Raw genomic sequence first — 20,219 nt, 5'->3', positions numbered from 1 at the left:
CTTAAAAAGCGGGTCTGCTACCAGTAACGGGCGTCGAGGAGCATCATGATGGCCATCCCCAGCACCACGGCAGAGGTTACCAGCGTCCAGTCCCGCCTCGGCATGCTGAAAATCCCCACAAAAATGCTCGTGAAAATCAGAAACAAGGCCACAATCACCAGCTGCCCCACCTCTAAACCCACATTAAAAGCAAAAAGAGGTTGCAGTATAGAAGCTTCCTTACCCAAAAGAGAGCGCAGGTAATTCGAAAAGCCCAGCCCATGAATAAGACCGAAAAGTCCTGCATAGAGGTAGTTCAACTGCAGACCACTGCCCACCTTCGGGCGGGGCTTAAACACATTTGTCAGCGCAGTAATCGCTATCGTAACCGGAATCAAAAACTCGATCAGCTCCTCATTCACCTGTAAAACGTTCAGGGTGGCTAGCGCTAATGTCAACGAATGCCCCAGCGTAAAAGCGGTCACCAATATGAGGATACGCTTCCAGTCTCGCGGCATGTACAGGGCACAAAGCACGATAACAAATAATATATGGTCAAAGCCGTCTAAGTCTAAAATGTGCTGAATACCCAATTGGAAATACAACTGAAACTGATTCATATCTGGAAATTGAAAAACTTATCCTTAATTTCGAAGCGTAATATTAAGGCATATTTTGCACATATAGTAAAAAAATCAAAATAGAATGCTCGGTACTTCACTGCTTTTTACGTTCATTTTCTGGTGGAACAGTCATCCTTTTTATATCAGTCTCACCGACATTCGGTATAATCCACAGACGACCCAGCTGGAAATCTCCCAAAAGATATTTTGGGATGATCTGGAGGTGGCCTTGGCCAAAGAAGCCGAGAGCCCTGTAGATTTCCTTAATCCCGCGGATCCGGAGCGCTTGCAGCAGCAGATCGAGCGCTATCTCTTGACGCATAACCGTGTGCGGATAAATGGAAAGTGGATGGAAATGAACTACTTGGGATTCGAAATCGAAGAGGATGCCGCCTGGTTTTACCTGGAGTCCGGGCCTGCCACTTTGCCCGAGGAGGTGGAAATTCACTGCACCATACTGGTAGACGATTTCCGCGGACAGCAGAACATCGTCAACTTTTTCCGCGATAAAAAACCGAAGAGCTTGATTTTAACGAAAAACAAGCCCTCCGGAAGTCTGAAATTGCGCTAAAGAACGCATGTAAAGGAGATTCCTCTTAAAAACGCATCCCACTTTCAGCTAAAGCCTCTTTTATGTCGGGTGCCAAGGCCTTTAGAATTACTTTTTCATTCGAAAAACGGCTTGCGGTAGCGTTTACTTTGGCCGACCAGGCCACCCCTAAATCACGGGCATCCATCAGCAGAAAGGTGCCTTTCGTGCCGATGGCCTCGGGGTTCGTCTGGAAAGTATGCAGCTGCTGCTCGACATAGAGCAAGACATAATCTACCTCCAGCTCATACTTCACACGGTAAAAGAAATCCTTCAGGCCAGTGGGGGGATTCCGTCGAAAGATGCGTTCGGGACTCATCACCAGCGTCGGCCGCACCTCCTTCTGAAGGGCATCACGCAGGAGCTGTCCACGACCCAGAAGCTGCTCGTCCTTCAATGCCGGCAGCAAAATCCGCTCAAAATTGGTCTCATTAATTTCTTGCACCTCAAAATTCGACGAAGCATACAGCAGCAGGAAGGCCTCACTATTTTTAGGCAGGGCCTTACGCTCCTTTACGTTTAAAGTCACCTCTTTCACCCCGCAGGCAGAAAAGAGGCTAAGCAAAAGACATACAGCTAAATAAGCCGTAAGAGAATGGAAAGGTTTGTTCATACTTTTTTAAGGTCTCATGAGTGGGAAAGCGCGCAGGGGTTGCCAGCGGCCATCGACTTTTTTTAACAGGTGGAGGCACTCTAACCTGACTCGGAAGTCGGGCCTCAAGGTTCGTGCCCAAGCCCACACCTCGGGAAAATCTCGCTTCTTTATGTCCCCGAAGGCAACAGTCAAATGCGGCTGAAAGTTTAGATCGCTCAGTTCTTCCGGGCATCCATAGCTCCTGCGCAGATGCTGAACGCAGGCCTTTTGCAGCTGCGCGAGGGCTTCACTGGGCAGCACCCGCATGTAGATCACGCGCCCCCGAAACTGCCCCATGCCTTTCAGATGAAGCGGAATCGGCTCCTGGCCCTCAAAGAAGGCCTCTAGCTGCCGGATCAGCAGCCCCTCCTTGGATGCTACCAGGGAAAAAGGCATCTTGAGGGTGACATGAGAAGGGGACTTTTGCGCGTAGCGCAAAGCATACCGCCGCTCCAACTCCCCCTTCAGCTCCTCCGCGGCGGCATACAGCGGATCGGGTGGAATCCATGCCAGGAAGTACTTCGCCAGCGTTTTTGGCATGTCTATCAACTTTTTTTTGTAAAGTTAGGGATAAGCTGCTTATTTTAACCCTTTGTAGCCGGCACTGCCGGTGAAAATTTACCTTATTCAACCATGAGCCAATTTAAAACCGCCATGCTGGGGCTGGATCTCAGCGAAATGGATGCCCTTCTACTGAAAAAAACTACCGCTATGGCCGATGTACTGGGCATCGAGCGCCTGTACCTGATCCACGTGGCGGCCAACCTAGAGCTGCCAGAGGAGCTACGCAGCCAGTACCCAGACCTGCTCGCCCCCGTGGACGAAGGGATCGCCAGCGCACTGGAACAAGCGGCCGCAGAAGCCTTCTCCGGCCATAAAGTAGCCGTAGAGGTGCTGGTGAAAGAAGGGAATAAATTGGAAACCGTCCTGCGCTGGGCGAAAATAAAGGACGTAGACCTGCTCATCAGCGGCCGAAAGGAGCAGCTGCCCGGCAGTGGAAGCCTGTCCAAGTCCCTAGCGGAAAAGGCCCCCTGCTCGGTCCTCTTCCTTACCCAAAGAGCGGAGGCGCTGGCGCCACAGCATCTCTTCATGCCCATGGACTTTTCCTCCCACTCCCTGCGGACCTGGGAGAGCGCACAGACGTTTTTGAAAACGGAGCAAGCCCGACTTACTGGCCTGCACCTCTTTGATGTCCCCGCTGGCTACTCAAAAACGGGTAAATCCCGCGAGGAGTTTACCAGCATCATGGAAGGGCATGCGCGAAAGGCCTTTCAGCGCTTCCTCGAAAAAAATAAGCTCCCCGCCTTCGACTGCCTCTTCGAGGCCAAAGAAGAGGGGAAAAGTGGCCAACAAATTCTTCGCCTCGCGGAAGCCCACAGATCCGACTTCATCCTCATGGGGAGCAGAGGACGTAGTGGCTCAGCGGCCGTCCTACTGGGCAGCACGGCTGAAAAATTAGTCCATGCCAATTATACAATTCCCATGCTTATCTTGAAGCAAAAAGGGGAGAACATGGGCTTTCTGGAGGCCCTTTTCCGCCTGTAAGTCCGAAAACGCGTATAAAAAAGCCCCTTTGGTACCAGTTAGCGGACCAAAAGGGCTTTTTTTAGGCTTTAGCCCGTGTGGCGACTCCCTAATTTAGGTAAAAGGAGCGTTTCGCCACACGCTCAGCAGCTGTCGGGTCCCGATCGAAGAGCACAGGACGCCGGTTTTGCCAGTCCGTACGCTCCTGAAAAAAGCGTCCCAGCATGATCAGCTTCTCCTCCTCGAATAAATTTGCCAAAAAAGTAATCGAAGTGGGCGTGCCATTTTCCGTGAAGCCATTTGGCATGCACAGGGCCGGGTGGCCTGTCAGATTCGTGATGGCCAGCTGGCTACCGCCAAAGGAGGGGCTGATCACCACATCGTATTCCTGCATCCAAGCATGAAAAGCCTCCTGCAGCTGACTCCGAACACGTGCCGCCTGGATATATTCTACCGCCGGAATAAAGCGCGCTGAGCGAAACGTGTTCGACCAGGCGCGTCTATCTTGCGCCACGAGAAGCTTATCCTCCCCACTTCGGGTGAGCGCATCGAAAGCTGCAGCACCTTCCGCATAGAGCATGATAATAAGGTCACGCGAAGCTATGTCAACATCCAGCTTCACTGGCTCCAAACGGAGTCCCGCCGCCCGTAGCGACTCCAGGACAGCCAGGTCATTTTGCGCCCCGGCGCCATCCCCACGAAAATAGGACTCGATATAGGCGATCTTTAAGTCCTCCACTTTTCGGCCCGCCTGATAGGTGAAGCCTGCCGCCACTGTGCTTTTATCCTTCGCATCCGCTCCCTGAATCACGTCCAGCACCAGCGCATTATCCAGCGCAGAGCGTGAAATCGGCCCGATTTTATCCATGGACCAGCTGAGCGCCATGGCTCCATGCCGGCTTACTCGCCCGAAGGTAGGCCGCAGCCCAGTGACTCCATTCCGCGTGGAAGGTGACACGATGCTGCCCAGCGTCTCCGTGCCGATCGCGAAGGGGACTAAACCCGCCGCCACCGCCGATGCTGAGCCCGCGGAGGAGCCACTCGCCCCCTGCTGTAGGTTCCAAGGGTTCTTCGTCACACCGCCATACCACACATCCCCCATCGCCAGCGCCCCCAGCGTCAGCTTGCTCACCAGCACCGCGCCTGCTGCTTCTAGCCGCTCCACGATATGTGCCGTCTCCTCGATCACTTGCTCTTTAAAAGGCATCGCACCCCAGGTAGTCTTCGTCCCCTTGACGGCGAGCAGGTCCTTTGCCCCGTAGGGGATCCCATGCAAAGGCCCCAAGTAGGTGCCTGCGGCCAAAAGGGAGTCAGCACGGCGGGCTTGCGCCAATGCACGCTCTTCGAGCAGGGTGATCACTGCCTCCAGCGTATCTCCGAATGCCTTATGCCGGTCGATGTAAATCCGTGTTAGGCGCTCCGAACTCAATTTACGCTCCCGAATCAGGACCGACAGCTCTGCCACCGATAAAAAAGCAATATCCACCTCCCGCTCAGGCAGGGCTACCGCAGCGGCTGCAGGCAGTCCCCAGTCCGGCGCTTCCGCACTAGGCCCAGGAGGCGTAAACCCATGTGGAAGCGGATTGAAGTAGAGCGCTGGAGCCAGCGAATTTTCCAACTCCTGCTGCCGGATGCGGCCGTAAGAGGCCCTATTTGCCGTCACATTTCCCAACATACTATCCAGCTGTGCTGCTTCGAATTCCAGGTCGATCACCTGTGCCGCCTGCTGTAGCATCTCCGGAGTCAGCGCCACTATCTGCTGGCGCCCGAGGAGGTAGCCGCCCATCACGAGCAGACCCGCCGCAGCCAGCCCTTGGACAAAACGTAATTTTTTTTTCATATAAACTGCGTAGCTTTGTTGTATCTGATGCGTTAAAGATAGAAAATACTTTTAAGCGCTTAACATCTCTTCGCCCGAAATGGTTAGCATAGGTAGAGGAAACGAAATTAAATTATGTCGACGACGAACACTTCCATCCCTATTTTTCCGATGCCCATGCGCGGCATTTTGCTCCTGGCAGGCATGTACAGCTTCGCCTGGGCGGCCTTTTTTCGGTATTTCGGCGAAGATGTGCTGCGCTGGCTCGCCATGCAAAGCACCTGGGAAAGCAGCCTAAGTGCGCAGTATCTCGGCGCCTTCGGAATGCTTACCGGCTTTTTACTGTTTTTAAGTGCTTTTTATCCGATTAGCTGGATTTACCTCTTAATGGCCGGCATGGTAGGGAAAATCATCGCCGCTATCTGGTTCAGCGTCGGCTTCGCGCCGGAGCTCGGATGGAACAAGCGTAGTCTTTTTCACCTCCTGTTCACCGAGCTGTTTTGGCTCATCCCCCTCGGCATCGTTCTGGTGCGAGGCTGGCAGGTACGCCGCTACATCGCGAGCCTTCCGGAGGAAGAAGAGGCGCCCGCTGGGCAAAAAAAGGGGCTTTCCCAAAACAAAAAACAGTAAAAAAGCAGGTCAAGGGACGTTTTTCTCCGTAAAATTGATTTAATTGAACCAAAAACGTCCTCAAACCATGCAAAGACGCCTATTTATAAAGTCTGGCTCTCTGGCTTTGGCCGGTTTAGGTGCCGGGCTGGCCTGGTCTTGCGGCCCCGCCGCTACCTCTGATACCGAAAGTACCGAAGAGATGTCCGAACAAAAAAATCACTCCCATCCGCCGCTGGGCTTGGCTTGTTTTACCCTACCCCGCTCCTTAGATAAGGATTTCGCTGGGACGCTCCGCGAAATCGCCGCTGCCGGCTACGCGGAAATAGAGCTTTTCGGACCCTATGCCTACAGCACCCGGGCAGCACAGGAAGCCTGGAAGGTGGGCGCAGGCTCCATGGGCCTAAGCGGCAGTGGCTACTATGGCCTCAGCCCGAAAGAGGTGCGCGCCCTGCTGGACGAAAATGGTCTCCGTGCACCCAGCATCCATATCGAGCTGGATAGCCTACAGGAAAACATGGGAGCCATAGCCGAAGCCGCTCAGATCGTGGGCCATGAAAAAGTAGGGATCGCCATGCTGCCGGCTCCCATGCGCATGAACCTGGACGGCTATAAGCGCAGTGCCGATATTTTTAATGAAGTGGGGGCTGCCGCCCAAAAAGAGGGCCTGCAATTTTTCTACCATAACCATGGCTATGGACATCAAGAGCTGGAAGGGGTCATCCCTTTCGACCTGCTCTTGGAACGTACAGACCCGGAGCTGGTAAAGATGCAGCTAGACATCTTCTGGTTTACAGCCGCCGGAGCTGACCCGCTGCGCTACTTGCGGGAGCATCCGAAGCGCTTTGTGTCGCTGCATGTTAAAGACATGCTGGAGCTTCGCCGCTTCCAAGGGGATGGCGGAAGTCCTGAGGAATGGATGAGCCTGTTTCCTTTCTTAACCGATGTAGGGGCGGGAGTACTCCCACTCCAAGACATCCTCTGCGCAGCACAGCAGGCGGGGGTCCAACATTATTTCCTCGAAAAAGACCTGACTCAGGAGCCGCTACAAGCGATTCAGACTGCCTATACGCACCTCAGCGGGCTGGATTGGAGTTGTGATTCCGCTGCTTTATAAACTAGCAGCGTTAGGAAGAAGCCCTCTGGAAGGAGAGACGAATCACGCGTTTTTAAATTAAAATCCGAGTAGCTAAAAAGAATGTATGTATAAAAGTAGATGGCGCTCGAAAAAGGGCCTGATTGGATTGGAAATCTCGTCCTTACGCACCCTATAGCTTTTGCACAAAAAAGCCCGACGTGTGAAGCGTCAGGCTTTTTTGTATTTTTTGGCTTACTTAGAAGCCACTCCCTAGATCATAACGCTTAGAGCAGAATGATTAGCAGGAGCAGAATGATGATTAAAGCACCTGTAGAAATATACAGCCCATTTCCTCTTGGACCCTCTTTCATGTTTTCCGAGGCTGTGGCGTTAGCCCTAGGCTCTTTTTCGGTGGCCTTCATTTCCTTTTTGAGGTCGCGCATCTCTTTGCGGAGCGCAGCACGTTCCTTCGGAGTAAATAAGGTATTTACTTCCTTTTTAAGCGCACGCATCTCTTTACGGAGCGCGGCACGTTCTTTCGCGCTAAGGGTCGAAAAATCCATGGCATAAACTTCCTGCACGCGTGCATCGATGGCTGCGACACGCTCAGAAACATCACCGGCAGCCCATGCTGGGGCCGCCAAGAAGGCAGCGCAAAGCAAGGCGAAAAACATTTTTACTAGGGTCTTCATATCGTTTATTTTAGACTTCCAATCATATCTTCGGGCTTCACCCACTCGTCGAACTGCTCATTTGTTAGCAATTCAAGTGCCAAGGCGGCCTCACGAAGACTGGTTCCTTCCTTATGTGCCTTTTTCGCGATAGCAGCGGCATTTTCATAGCCGATGTGCGGGTTCAAAGCCGTAACCAGCATCAGCGAATTTTCTAAGTGTTGCTTGATGAACGGATAATTCGGTTCGATGCCCACTGCGCAGTTATCGTTAAAAGACACGCAAGCATCTCCGATAAGACGGGCAGACTGTAGGAAGTTGGTCACCATCATGGGCTTAAACACATTCAGCTCAAAGTGGCCATTCGCACCGCCTACAGAAATAGCGACATCATTCCCCATCACCTGGGCCGCTACCATCGTTAGGGCTTCTACCTGTGTAGGATTCACCTTCCCAGGCATGATAGAGGATCCCGGCTCGTTTTCAGGAATTAAGATCTCTCCGATACCTGAGCGTGGGCCAGAAGACAGCATGCGGATGTCATTAGCGATTTTCATTAAGCTAACGGCGAGCTGCTTGAGTGCGCCGTGTGCCTCTACGATGCCATCATGGGCGGCCAGGGCCTCAAATTTATTCGGTGCTGTTACCAAAGGCTGGCCAGAAAACTCAGCGATTTTCTTGGCCACCAGTTCCGCATAGCCTTTTGGCGTGTTCAGACCTGTTCCAACTGCCGTACCTCCCAAGGCCAGCTCGGACAGATGCGGAAGGGTATTTTTTAAAGCCCGCAGGCCATGGTTGAGCTGCGCCACATAGCCAGAAAACTCTTGTCCCAAGGTAAGCGGTGTAGCATCCATGAAGTGGGTGCGGCCGATTTTAACCACTTCCATAAACGCTTCCGACTTGGCCTGTAAGGTGTCGCGCAGTTTTTCTACTCCAGGAATGGTCGTTTCCACGACCATCTTGTAGGCAGCGATATGCATGGCCGTGGGGAAGGTATCATTTGAAGACTGGGATTTATTGACATCATCATTCGGGTGAATACTTTTCTTTTCATCCGTCAGGCTACCGCCCTGAAGCACATGCGCGCGATAAGCGATCACCTCATTTGAGTTCATGTTCGACTGCGTTCCAGAGCCTGTCTGCCAGACCACTAGGGGGAACTGCTCATCATGCTGCCCGGCTAAAATTTCATCACAAACCTGCGCGATGATGTCTGCCTTCTCCTGAGCGAGTACACCCAGTTCTGCATTTGTCAGGGCTGCTGCCTTCTTCAAAATCGCAAAAGCGTGAATCACTTCCAGTGGCATGCGGTTACGCGCACCTCCGATTTTAAAATTGTTAATCGAACGCTGCGTCTGTGCTCCCCAGTACTTGTCTGCAGGCACCTCTACAGGCCCCATGGTGTCTTTTTCTATGCGTATGCTCATGGTCTCTTTTGGAATTTTGTTTTAACCACGCTAAATTAACACCCGCCAGCTGAATAACCATAGAAAATAAACGCGGAAAACGCTAATTTTCTATGGTTACCGCTGATCCGTGCCGGTGGCTCCACTTTGGGCGAAGCCCTAACCCTGATCCGCAGGTGAATCGCTTACATGCCCGCTCATCTACCGCTTGTACTTGTCGAACCAGGCATACAAATAGAGCTGCGTCCGCAGATAGTTCGAGGGCACACTTCCCGTTCCATGAAACTCATTTCGGAAGCGAATCATCACGGTAGGCACCTCCAGCATTTTTAAGGCTTGGTAATATTCTTCCGTTTGAGCGATCGGGGTGCGTAGGTCATCCTCTCCACACATGAGCATAGTCGGCGTCGTGACATTCCCAACATACATCAGCGGGGAGCGCTGTAGGTGCTCGGAAGGATCCTCCCAGGGGTACTTTGCGAAATTTTTATACCAGCTCACCCCGTCTGTGGTGCCCACAAAGGAGAGCCAGTTGGTCACCGGAAAGTTGACCGATGCTGCCGCAAAGCGATCCGTCTGGCCTACAATCCAGGAGGTCAGCACTCCGCCTCCACTGCCGCCGTAGACGAAGAGATTACGTTCATCCACATAGCCGAGCTTCAGGGCTTCGTCTACGCCATTCATCAGGTCATCGTAATCCTTTCCGGGGTAAGCGTTCTTGATGGCATTGCCGAAGTCAGAACCATAGCCAGAGGAGCCGCGTGGGTTCGTGTAGAGCACTAAGTAACCCTCCGCGGCATGATGCTGCCAGGTGAAGTTAAAGCCCACATTATACATGCCATGGGGGCCACCATGAATAACTAAAATCATCGGATACTTCTTCGCAGGATCGAAATTTGGCGGATGCACCAGCCAGCCCTGCACGGGAAGGTCATCGGTAGAGTGGTAGTTGATCTCCTTCACCTCACCCAGCTGCACATCGGTGAGCAGGGAGCTATTAAACTCCGTTAAAGGCTTTAAAGAGGGATTATTCAGGCGGAAGGTGTACAGCTCTGCCGGGCGATAAAAATCTGTCATCACCGCTGCCGCCAGGCCGTCCTTGCTGATGGAGCCCACAGTGAGCATGTGATTTCCGCTGGTAATGGCCCGGTGCCCCCCACGGAGGGGTGCAAAGTACAAATTGCGCGTCCCGTTATAATCGGCATTAAAGTAGATGCCGGAGTTATCCGGTGCCCACATCAGATCACTCGGCGAACGATCGAAGTCGGCTGCAAGCTCGCGCGGCTCTGTGCCATCGATGTTCATCACATACAGTTTATTTTCGATGTAGGTATCGTCAGTCCAGTCGTAGCCGACGTAGGCGACTAGCTTGCCATTCGGAGATACAAGTGGGGAGCGGTCGATGCCGTTTCTTTTCGTTAGCTGACGTACGCTTTGGTCCTCCACCTTTACGGCATAAATTTCGGACTGCCGGTAGGCGTATTCCGCATTTTCTTCGCGGTAGCTGCTAAATAAAAGCTCCTTGCTATCGGGAGTCCAGCTGAGACTGCCATGGTTGTACGGACCGCTGGTCAATTGGCGCGGGCGCCCCCCATCCGTAGGCACGATAAAAATCTGGGTGTAGCCATCTTCGAGAAAGCCCACCCGGTCGCGGCGATAGGTCAGCTTATCGATGACACGAGGGCCTTCCAGCCACTTGGCTCCTTTCGGGCGGGCGGGAAGCTTGATCGACAGGGCCTCCGGGTTCGGGACCAGCATGGTGAAGGCGATGTACTTGCCATCGGGGGACCAGACCATGGAGGAAGGGCTGCGCTCTAGGCGTGTGAGCTGGGTCTGCCCTTCCAGATCACGGTGTTTGATAAAAATTTGGCTGCCGGAGGGTTCGCCTGCGGCCAAAAAGGCCACCTTTTTACCATCGGGAGACCAGAGGGGAGAGGAGCCCTTCGCAAAGAAGCGGTTACGGCTGCCATCCGCATCCATGATGTATAGCTCACTTTTTCGGCTGTCGTTCACCTTATCCACCCAGCCTCGGGTGTAGATGAGCTCTTTCCCGTCAGGCGCCAGCTGCGGGTTGGAGACTGAAATTAAATCCAGGTGATCTTCCAGCTGGAGGGTTTTCGCTGCCGGGCTTGCACTTTGCGCCAGCGCCACTTCGGCCCCGCTGACCAGGAGGCCTATAGCCAGCAGCCCTGCCCGGTAGAAATTCATAGGGTTTACATGCATAGGAGTCTATTTTTATGCTCAATATAAGCAATAAGACAGTATCTCACGTGCAGATTTTTATGGAAAAAAGCGAAAATAGCGTAGGCAGGCGTCAAAAGCGAAGCGATTTAAGGGTTTAATTTCGCTTTATCTATAAAAGACAAATAAATTTTCGGCCTCGATTCTTTTCTTCTACAACACCAATTATCATGAAAAAAAATTCCTTTATACCTCTTTCGTTATGTAGTATTAGTGCTTCAGATGTAAGACAACACCTTGCTCTGGAAGATTCGGTGCCGGCCATCTACCAGGAAGTTTAGGCCTGCTTCAGCTACTACTTGACAGGGCCTGCACGATAGAATTAGTACGCTGATCTTCTCAGCAAATGGTTGATGAATAGTAGCTTTTGAGACATAAACATCTCCTCCAGAATACAGTCAGGGACAATGAATCCCTCCGTGAATGAAATGATGGCTAGAAAAAGTAAGGGCCCGGATACATGATCCAGGCCCTTTTACTGTGATTTTATTACAGCACTGATGCACTTGGGTTTTAGCGGGAGCGCCACCAGAACCTAATACATAAGCTTTAATCTTCTGCTGGAATCAAAACGAATGTCCAGAACACATCACCGTCTGCTCCAGAGTTGATGGACAACACTATTTCCTGCGTATCAGGATTGTAGGATCTGACGGTGTAGGTGATGGTGCGGTTTGTAGGGCTTTGACCCTCGGCGATTTCGCCACCATTAAAGGCTCGGGAGAAGCCGATAAAGGCGCCTGTTCCTGTTACCGCCACTTGTGGAAGCACATTAGGTGCTCCTGGCACTAAGTTGAAGGTATGCGTAGCGGACTGGAATGCTGCCGATGGAGTGCCTTCTAGGTTCGCTTCTGGCTGACAACCTGGGCCAACGCCCATCCAACCTTCACCCCAGAAGTCGCCTTGAGCATCGAACTCGAAGGTACCATCTGCGCTGAAAATGTAGCGATCATTAAAGGTACAAGGTCTTTCTAAAGAAAGGTTAACGCTAGCACCTGGGAACCACTGAATGTCTCCTGGTGCTGGACCTACTCCCCAGGAGCCTGGGGTAGGACGAAGTTTCCATGCTTTCGTTCCATCTCCTGTTAACTCCTCTAGAGTAAGGGGTACATCTGGGTTTACAGAGATCATGGTACCGATGTTTATCGTCACTGCAGCACCTACAAGCGTCGGAAGGGCAGCGGCAGGAATGGCGCGTACACGAAACTCCATAGGCCCCATTTCACCTGGTGCCACGCCCAAGGCGATGGCTCTTCCATTAATTTCACTGATGCTCACCTCTACACTGGTTTCGTTAGAAGAGCCTAGGTTGGCCGGACTGGCAAAATTATTTCCAGGGCGGTCCATTTGGATGGTGTATTCTACACCTACATTAGCTCCGAAATCGGCTGGCGAAACGGTAAATACGAAGACCCCATCCTCGTCAGCATCAGCGGTTAAAATTTCTGAAGGAGCGGACAAAATGGTGGCGGGAGTTTGAATGATAATGGAGGGCTGCTCGACATCATTACAGGCCCATAGTAAGGCTGCGATAACAAAGAGCCAATTGAATTTTAAACGTAGGTTCATGTGCGTTTTGGTTATTGTTAATGAACTAATTCTTGACACGCAAGATGCTGATTAAATGTTTAGAAGCCACAATAAACACTACATCAATAGTACATCATGAGCTACTATTCATTTTCACAAAAGCACATCAATAAATCTCAAATTTCTGATTTACTGGATTTTACAATCTCATCGGCAGCATCTCAAATTTCAAGAAGCTTTACGGTCTTCATTTGTCTCGCCTTCATTTGGAGCGCCGCTCAGTCACCTGACCATCCAGCCATTAGTCCCGATTTAATCTCTGTATAATTAGTTATTATCCAAAAGAAAATCACACACGCGAGAATAATTTTCCAGTGTTTTAAAAGCAACTTTTTCAGATCTTCGATCAACTCTCTCATTTCAGCGGCATTAATGTTTAGCGATATGTTATACACTTTTTGGGGAGGCATCTCTTGGGGGGTATGTTCTACCTTTTTCAGATCAATGGATAATACCTTTTCGAGTTGTTGCCGAGAATAACTGCTAGGCTGTACCTCATTTTTTTCTATCCGCTGTATCGTTCTTAGCGAAACCCCTGTCTTTTCAGACAGCTGACTTTGTGTTAAATTTTGAGCTGTTCTGGCTTGTTTGATTTGTGTCCCCAAATTCATGTGCAAATGTAAATATCCCTGACTTTTAAAAGTATGACATAAAGACGACATCTATACGCCATCAATTGTTTTTCTACTGCTCGGCTGTAATATTTGCTTCTCTAATGACACTGTTGTACAAACACAAAAATGAAAATCATGAAAAAGTTTACACTAATTCTTACGTTAACGTTCATTATCCTCAATGGGTATGCCCAGGAAAATACCTTGCTATGGAAGGTAAGTGGGAACGGCTTAGAGTCACCTTCTTACCTATTTGGAACCATGCATATCTTATGTGATCAAGAAATCGTAGAAAAGCCCGGTTTCCAAGAAGCACTCGCCGAGAGTCAGACACTTGTGATGGAGCTGAACCCTACTGATCCTGCTGTCATGCAAGAGATGCAGCAGTTAGCCGTTAACCCTGGATTTAAAAATATCTACACAGATTTACCCGAAGAGGATTTTAAATTATTGGACACGTATCTCTCCAGCAAGTTTGGGGCAGGCTTGGCTCAAATGGGAGTGCTGAAACCATTTATTTTGACCTCTATGTTAACAATGGGTTTCTTGGACTGCGAGGTGCCGTTCAGTTTGGAAACTTATTTGGCGGGTATAGCTAGTGCGAAAGAAATGCCTGTGATTGATTTGGAGACAGGAGCCTTTCAGGTGGGAATCTTTTATAATATTCCCGTAGATTTTCAAATTCAAGAAATTATCCGATCATTAAAAGATGATACAGGAAAGAAAGAGCTGTACCAAATGATGGAGATTTATGAATCGGGGGATTTGGATCGCCTGTATGCTTACATGTCCCAAAATGAAATGATGCAAGCGTTTCAAGCGGTCATCTTGGATAATAGAAATATAGCGTGGATACCGACGCTAGAAGGTTTGTTTAAAGAAGGATCCTCCTTTGTAGCCGTGGGCGCGGGCCACCTTCCTGGAGAGCTTGGGGTGATTTCCTTACTCAAACAAAAGGGCTATACCGTAGAAGCGATTGCTTTGTAGCACTTCTTATGGAGGAAAAAGAATTCCTACAACTTATCCATACGCACCAGGGAACAATCTTTCACCTGTTGAAACTTTATGTCCCTGATGCTACCGATAAGGATGATCTCAAGCAAGAGATTATCCTTCAGGCTTGGAAAAGTAGAGATAAATTCCGGCAGGAGTCTTCTTTCAATACCTGGCTGTATAAACTTTCCCTTTACACTATTCTTACATCGAAGCGAAAGCTGCAAAAAATCAGTCAAGTAAATCTCGAAGAAGCCGAGGGTCTTGCCTATGCGGATAAACCAGATCAAGAACAGGTGGAATTACTCTATCGCTGCATCTCTAGTCTGGATGATTTAAATAAAACCATCATCACCATGCATTTGGATGGATTTTCGAATCCGGAAATTGCCGCATTTATGGGGGTTACGGTTAATAATCTGACGGTAAAACTTCACAGAATAAAAGAAAAAATCACCAGCTATTTAAAAGCGACAGCCCATGGAGATTGATAAATTATGGCAACAGATGAAGGGGAGACAAGCTTCAGAAGAACAGGAAAATCTGGTCCTGAAAAAACTGGAAGCTAGCAAAAACCCCATTAAGACCCTGAGAAAAAACTTGATTGGCAACTTGATCTTTGGTTTGCTGGGCGTTATCGTTGGGATTTATTTACTGGTCATATATCCCGAAATATCTCTAAAAATGACATTGGGTGTACTTATCGTCATATACCAGTATTTTAACTGGTTGATGTACCAGCGGATCAAAGCATTTGATCGACTTTTGGACAACTGGGATCAACCCATCCTACCCACCCTTCAGCAGCAGCTTGATTTGACCCGGAAGACCATTAAACTGATTGAATTTCAATCCATGTTGTTCCTTCCCTTGGCCTATTTGGCCGGCTTACTGATCGGTGGTACAACAGATGAAGTCAATGCAGATGACCTGATTGTAAATGTATCTTTTTTGGTAAAGGGGATGGGGTTGAGCCTACTGACCATGCCTCTTTTGTATTTTTTATTGAAATGGATGCATAAGAAAGCTTTTGGGGATTTTATTAAGCAGACGGAGAAAATTCTCTCTGCTTATGATCAAACTGACTGACCGATCTCGTTCAAAATATGTCCATAATCGAACCATTATTTTGTATAAAACTGCTTAAAAAGGCATTAAATACTTATTCTTAATACTGGCATGGGTTTCGTTTGGAAATCAACACGTGTTATTCGTATTTAATATTTTTAAAATTTTCGTCAACCCTACGTCAACCCCTATTAGACACATCCTCAATCTTCATAATTCCAAACACGATGAAACTAGAAATCAACAATCTCAACAAACAATATGGCAACGGGGTGCATGCCCTGAAAGATGTTAGCCTATCCATCGGGAAAGGCATGTTTGGGCTCTTAGGCCCCAATGGCGCTGGTAAATCCTCCTTGATGCGCACACTCGCTACACTTCAGGAAGCGGATAGCGGTGATGTACGCTTAGGCGATATCGATGTACTCAAAGAAAAGGATAAAGTCAGACAGGTATTGGGCTATTTGCCTCAGGAATTTGGCGTGTACCCTCGAAGTTCAGCGGTAGATTTACTGGATTACCTCGCCTTGCTGAAGGGAGTAAATCATGCCAAGGAAAGAAAGGATTTGGTAGATTACTTATTGCAAAAGGTCAACCTATTTGAACACAGAAAAAAAGCCGTCAAATCATTTTCAGGCGGGATGCGGCAGCGCTTTGGTATTGCACAGTGTCTGATTGGCAATCCCAAATTAATTATTGTGGATGAACCTACCGCAGGCTTGGATCCAGGAGAACGGAACCGTTTTTACAACTTATTGAGCGAAATTGGAGAAGAGGCCATCTTGATTTTGTCTACGCATATCGTGCAGGATGTACGGGAGTTGTGCACCCAAATGGCCATCATGAATAAGGGAGAAGTATTATACAATGGAGGAGTCGATGAGGCTTTGGAGCTAATTGAAGGGAAAGTGTATGAGAAAAGTATAGAAAAGGGGAGACTATCCGAATACAGAGAGAATTATGCCGTAATCTCGGATAAACTCGTCGGTGGCAAGCCTTTAATCCATGTGTTTGCAGAAGCGCATCCATCCAATGATTTTGTTTCGGCTGAGGCTAATTTGGAGGATGTCTTTTTTGCCAAAATCAACCAACTTGTTTAATCCCCTCCCTAAACCCATTCGATCATGTTTGTATTCTTAAAAAAAGAAATAAAAACCTGGCTAAGCAGTCCCATGTTGTGGATTTTTTTCCTGGTAATCGGGCTCTTGGTCTTTGGAGCAGTGAGCAGCGATGATATTCAAATAGGGGGAGCGAGTACCAGTGTCAAGAAAAATGCTCCATCTGTTATTCAGCAATACTATGGAGTGATGTCTTTGATTGCTTTGCTGATGACGACAGCCTTTATGAATGCCACCGCCAACAGAGATTTTGAATCTGGGTTTGCGGGTATTCTATTCGCTTACCCCATCAAGCGCTCCTCCTACTTTTTCGGGAAGTTTTTTGGTGCGTTTCTAATCGCACTTATTCCTTTATTAGGAATTTCTGTGGGTGCGCTTATCGGTCCTTTGATGCCTTGGGCAGACCCTAATCGCTTCGGACCTGTTTACTGGGATGGACATATTCAAGGCTTTTTGAGTTTTGGGATTCCCAATACCTTTATTATTGGAGTGTTGACTTTTGCCCTTGCAGTCACGTTTCGAAACAACATGGTTTCCTATATCGGCGCCATGGGTTTATTGGTCCTGTATGCCGTGGCAGGAAATTTTATAGCGGATATAGAAAAAGAATGGTTGGCGAATTTGTTAGACCCTTTTGGGTTTTACCCTGTTTCACTGGCGAACAAATATGCCACAGTAGAAGAGCTCAATACCACAGCCGTGATGCTGAAAGGAGATTTGTTGATCAACCGATTGGTTTGGGTGGGATTGGCTGCACTTGTACTGGTAGGGCTATTTGCACGTTTTTCTTTCCAGCAGAAAAAAGAAAAAGTAAGCAAGAAAAGAAAAGTTCAATCCACTAGTCAGGAGCTTATGCCCGTGATGGAAAGACCTGAAGTATCGCTGAGTAGCAATACGGGTTTTTCACTTTCAGTCTTCGTAAAAATGATTGGATTTGAATTGAAGGCTATCGTCAAGAATCAGACCTTCTTGATTATCTTGATCATTGGTATCATCAACCTGATTACGGGGCTCACCTTTTTTACCGGTAGATATGGGAGTTCCAATTACCCCCTTACCTACGATGTCATTGATAGCATTTCGGGAGCATTTTACTTATTCTTAATCGGTATCATTATTTTCTATTCCGGAGTATTGGTATGGAGGGATCGGGATGCCAAATTGGATGAAATCAAAGATGCTACGCCTACGGCAACAGCAATGTTTCTTTCTTCCAAAATAGTAGCCTTATTGGTCAGCATTCAACTGATTTTGATCACGACTATCTTGATTGGGGTCATTGCCCAAGCTTCCTATGGATATTTCAATTTTGAATTAGGGGTGTATGCGCGCTCCCTACTGGTCAATGACTTTTTCTTCTTTACCTATTTGACCGTATTAGCTGTCTTTTTCCATTACCTGATCAACAATCGCTACATTGCTTATTTTGTCTTTGTGGTATTTATCATAGCCTCGGATTACGTCTTAGAACTCCTCAAAATCGAAACTTTGATGCTGAGCTATGGTGCTGTTTCCAGAGGGAGCTATTCGGATGTCAATGGCTTTGGTCCATGGACTACAGCTACTGCTTGGTTTCAGGCCTACTGGGGGGCTTTTGCCTTGATCCTGATTTACATTTCGTACCTCTTTTTTATGCGAGGAAAAACTACTGCATTTACTGGAAGATGGGATGAGGCAAAGGAACGATTTGCTCGTAGCAAGGTGGTTTTCTTGGTGTTCATAGGGGCTTTCTTCGCTATTGGAGCGAATGTCTATTACAATACCCAAGTGTTGAATACATATGAGACGAGTAAGCAAGTGGAAGACAAGCAAGTGGAATATGAGCAAACGTATAAAGTGTATGAAGAACTTCCGCAGCCTAAATGGGTGAGTATGGATTATCGCATCGAGTTGTATCCGGAAGAGCGTGATCTGACATTTGAAGTCATTGGGGTCATGGAAAATAGAACAGACGGGCCTATCTCCGAACTTCATTTCACCCTACCAGATACCAAGAATTCTTATCAGCTGACGATAGACGGGGCTGAAGTAACGATGAATGATGAGCGATTAGGCTATAGCATTTATAGTTTGGCACAAGCTTTACTTCCAGGAGAGCAGCTTGTCATGAAAGTAAGCGGAGAAAAACGTACCCAAGGCTTTGAAAACAGGATGTCCAATACCAGCATTTTGAAGAATGGAAGCTTTTTCTATTCATCTGACATGGTTCCTAGCTTCGGTTATCAAGCTGGATTTGAAATGGCAGATCGAAATAAGCGACGCAAAAAAGGTTTGCCAGAAAGAAAGCGTATGCCTGAATTGGATGAAAACAACTTAACAGCAAGAAATTATCATTACATCGGAAAAGACAGTGATTGGATCACCGTGAGGTCAGTCATAGGAACATCTCCCAATCAGATTGCTGTGAGCCCGGGTAAGTTAGTACGGGAGTGGGAGGAAAATGACAGAAAGTATTTTGCTTATGAACAAGAGGCGCCTTCCGTGCATTTCACCTCCTTCTTGTCTGCGGCGTATCAAGTCGAAAGAGGACGCTGGAATGATGTGGACATTGAAGTTTACCATGTCCCAAGCCATGCGTATAATATCCCCAATTTTGTGAGCGCCATGACCCAATCCTTGGATTATTACACAGCTAATTTTGGGCCTTATGACCACAGTCAGTTGCGGATTGTGGAATTTCCAAGATATGCTGGCTTTGCCCAGTCCTTTCCGGGCACCATGCCCTACAGTGAACGTATCGGTTTTATCACAGATCTTCGAAAAGTTACGGAGGATGATATTGATTTGGTATTTTACGTGACTGCGCACGAGACTGCCCATCAGTACTGGGCACATCAGGTAATTGCCGCCAATATGCGGGGTGCTGAGTTGTTGATGGAAGCGATTACACAATATTCTGCCTTGATGGTGATGGAACAGGAGTATGGTCGGGATAAAATGAGAAAATTCCTTCGGTATGAGATGGATGGCTATTTAAGAGGAAGAGGAAGTGAGTTTGTCGCCGAACGCCCGCTGGTAGAAACCGAGCAGCAAGGATACATTCACTACGAAAAAGGTTCTGTGGCCATGTATTACCTAAAAGAAATGATAGGAGAAGCGCAGGTAAATGCTGCTTTGCGCCAGCTGATTGAGGAATTTAAGCACCAGAAGCCTCCTTATCCTACCTCTATGGATGCCATACGCGTGTTCAGGGATCATACGCCGGATAGCCTGCAGTATGTGATCGATGACCTTTTCCTGAATATTACTTTATTCTCCAACCGAGTGATAGATGCCAGTTTCTCCCAACAAGGGGATGAGTATTTGGTGGAATTTACTACTGAGTCCAAGAAATTCAGATCAGACTCTTTAGGTAAAGAGACCTCTATTCCGATCGCAGATTTTATAGATGTTGGGGTTTTTGGATATACTGAAAACAAGAATCTTTTGGGAGAGCCTTTGGTTTATGAACGACTGAAAGTAACTCAGGAAGGAAATACATTTAAGTTTAAGACGAAGGAGAAACCACATTTTGTGGGGATCGACCCATACAATTATTTGATTGACAGAGTGCCCGGAGACAATGTAAAAAAAGTAAGTCTGCAAGATTGATTAAGTTTATGAGGCCTGCCACTCTTGAGTCTTTTGGAGTGGTGGGCCTATCATTTTCAAATTAACGTCTTT

General features: G+C 48.4%; 18 protein-coding genes. 9 read left to right on the top strand and 9 right to left on the bottom strand.

Annotation, left to right across the window (positions count from 1 at the left end; all coding sequences use genetic code 11):
* Positions 1 to 17: 17 nt before the first annotated feature.
* Entirely contained in the window at positions 18 to 599 is a 582-nt protein-coding gene (locus ACXIT9_RS07160) for a HupE/UreJ family protein (protein WP_458055542.1), read from the bottom strand.
* Between the two features lie 85 nt (positions 600 to 684).
* Here ACXIT9_RS07160 and ACXIT9_RS07155 point away from each other — a divergent pair, with 85 nt between their 5' ends.
* Positions 685 to 1,173 (top strand): DUF6702 family protein, encoded by a 489-nt coding sequence (locus ACXIT9_RS07155; protein WP_458055541.1) that lies wholly within the window; start codon positions 685 to 687, stop codon positions 1,171 to 1,173.
* Between the two features lie 25 nt (positions 1,174 to 1,198).
* Here the strand turns inward: ACXIT9_RS07155 and ACXIT9_RS07150 are convergent, their stop codons facing one another.
* The gene (locus ACXIT9_RS07150) at positions 1,199 to 1,804 is read right to left on the bottom strand and encodes a hypothetical protein (RefSeq protein ID WP_458055540.1); all 606 of its coding nucleotides are present in this window, start codon (positions 1,802 to 1,804) and stop codon (positions 1,199 to 1,201) included.
* 6 nt (positions 1,805 to 1,810) lie between these two features.
* Positions 1,811 to 2,365 carry a 2'-5' RNA ligase family protein gene (locus ACXIT9_RS07145; protein ID WP_458055539.1) on the bottom strand — a complete coding sequence of 185 codons (555 nt, stop codon included), beginning with the start codon at positions 2,363 to 2,365 and terminating at the stop codon, positions 1,811 to 1,813.
* Between the two features lie 93 nt (positions 2,366 to 2,458).
* Between ACXIT9_RS07145 and ACXIT9_RS07140 the strand changes: the two genes are divergently transcribed.
* On the top strand, positions 2,459 to 3,370 hold the full coding sequence (locus ACXIT9_RS07140) for a universal stress protein (protein ID WP_458055538.1): 912 nt from the start codon (positions 2,459 to 2,461) through the stop codon (positions 3,368 to 3,370).
* An 88-nt stretch (positions 3,371 to 3,458) separates the two neighbouring features.
* Here the strand turns inward: ACXIT9_RS07140 and ACXIT9_RS07135 are convergent, their stop codons facing one another.
* Complete coding sequence (locus ACXIT9_RS07135) at positions 3,459 to 5,189, bottom strand: amidase (protein ID WP_458055537.1); 1,731 nt, start codon at positions 5,187 to 5,189, stop codon at positions 3,459 to 3,461.
* Between the two features lie 114 nt (positions 5,190 to 5,303).
* Here ACXIT9_RS07135 and ACXIT9_RS07130 point away from each other — a divergent pair, with 114 nt between their 5' ends.
* Positions 5,304 to 5,798: a hypothetical protein gene (locus tag ACXIT9_RS07130; RefSeq protein WP_458055536.1), complete on the top strand. Its 495-nt coding sequence runs from the start codon at positions 5,304 to 5,306 to the stop codon at positions 5,796 to 5,798.
* 67 nt (positions 5,799 to 5,865) lie between these two features.
* Positions 5,866 to 6,894: a sugar phosphate isomerase/epimerase family protein gene (locus ACXIT9_RS07125; protein ID WP_458055535.1), complete on the top strand. Its 1,029-nt coding sequence runs from the start codon at positions 5,866 to 5,868 to the stop codon at positions 6,892 to 6,894.
* A 245-nt stretch (positions 6,895 to 7,139) separates the two neighbouring features.
* Here ACXIT9_RS07125 and ACXIT9_RS07120 read toward each other — a convergent pair whose 3' ends face one another.
* From ACXIT9_RS07120 to ACXIT9_RS07100, 5 genes are all read right to left on the bottom strand, one after another.
* Positions 7,140 to 7,547 carry a hypothetical protein gene (locus ACXIT9_RS07120; RefSeq protein WP_458055534.1) on the bottom strand — a complete coding sequence of 136 codons (408 nt, stop codon included), beginning with the start codon at positions 7,545 to 7,547 and terminating at the stop codon, positions 7,140 to 7,142.
* 5 nt (positions 7,548 to 7,552) lie between these two features.
* Positions 7,553 to 8,953, bottom strand: coding sequence for a class II fumarate hydratase (fumC, locus tag ACXIT9_RS07115; protein ID WP_458055533.1), 1,401 nt, complete (start codon positions 8,951 to 8,953; stop codon positions 7,553 to 7,555).
* 180 nt (positions 8,954 to 9,133) lie between these two features.
* Complete coding sequence (locus ACXIT9_RS07110) at positions 9,134 to 11,155, bottom strand: S9 family peptidase (RefSeq protein ID WP_458055532.1); 2,022 nt, start codon at positions 11,153 to 11,155, stop codon at positions 9,134 to 9,136.
* A 567-nt stretch (positions 11,156 to 11,722) separates the two neighbouring features.
* Positions 11,723 to 12,742 carry a SusE domain-containing protein gene (locus ACXIT9_RS07105; RefSeq protein ID WP_458055531.1) on the bottom strand — a complete coding sequence of 340 codons (1,020 nt, stop codon included), beginning with the start codon at positions 12,740 to 12,742 and terminating at the stop codon, positions 11,723 to 11,725.
* Between the two features lie 239 nt (positions 12,743 to 12,981).
* Positions 12,982 to 13,374 carry a helix-turn-helix domain-containing protein gene (locus ACXIT9_RS07100; RefSeq protein WP_458055530.1) on the bottom strand — a complete coding sequence of 131 codons (393 nt, stop codon included), beginning with the start codon at positions 13,372 to 13,374 and terminating at the stop codon, positions 12,982 to 12,984.
* Positions 13,375 to 13,512: 138 nt separating this feature from the next.
* Between ACXIT9_RS07100 and ACXIT9_RS07095 the strand changes: the two genes are divergently transcribed.
* The 5 genes from ACXIT9_RS07095 to ACXIT9_RS07075 all read left to right on the top strand — a co-directional run bounded on the left by ACXIT9_RS07095 (position 13,513) and on the right by ACXIT9_RS07075 (position 20,147).
* A complete protein-coding gene (locus ACXIT9_RS07095) occupies positions 13,513 to 14,364 on the top strand; it encodes a TraB/GumN family protein (protein ID WP_458055529.1) in 852 nt (283 codons plus the stop codon).
* A gap of 8 nt (positions 14,365 to 14,372) precedes the next feature.
* A complete protein-coding gene (locus tag ACXIT9_RS07090) occupies positions 14,373 to 14,861 on the top strand; it encodes an RNA polymerase sigma factor (RefSeq protein WP_458055528.1) in 489 nt (162 codons plus the stop codon).
* Positions 14,851 to 15,459, top strand: a complete 609-nt coding sequence (locus tag ACXIT9_RS07085) for a hypothetical protein (protein ID WP_458055527.1) — start codon at positions 14,851 to 14,853, stop codon at positions 15,457 to 15,459. The genes ACXIT9_RS07090 and ACXIT9_RS07085 overlap by 11 nt, the downstream gene beginning before the upstream one ends.
* 206 nt (positions 15,460 to 15,665) lie before the next feature.
* The gene (locus ACXIT9_RS07080) at positions 15,666 to 16,538 is read left to right on the top strand and encodes an ABC transporter ATP-binding protein (protein WP_458055526.1); all 873 of its coding nucleotides are present in this window, start codon (positions 15,666 to 15,668) and stop codon (positions 16,536 to 16,538) included.
* Between the two features lie 24 nt (positions 16,539 to 16,562).
* Positions 16,563 to 20,147 (top strand): M1 family aminopeptidase, encoded by a 3,585-nt coding sequence (locus ACXIT9_RS07075; RefSeq protein ID WP_458055525.1) that lies wholly within the window; start codon positions 16,563 to 16,565, stop codon positions 20,145 to 20,147.
* Positions 20,148 to 20,219: the final 72 nt, after the last annotated feature.

It is taken from the genome of Nitritalea sp. (genome assembly GCF_054166705.1).
Note: the sequence above shows the minus strand (reverse complement) of the source record. Positions and strands in the feature narration are given on the sequence as shown.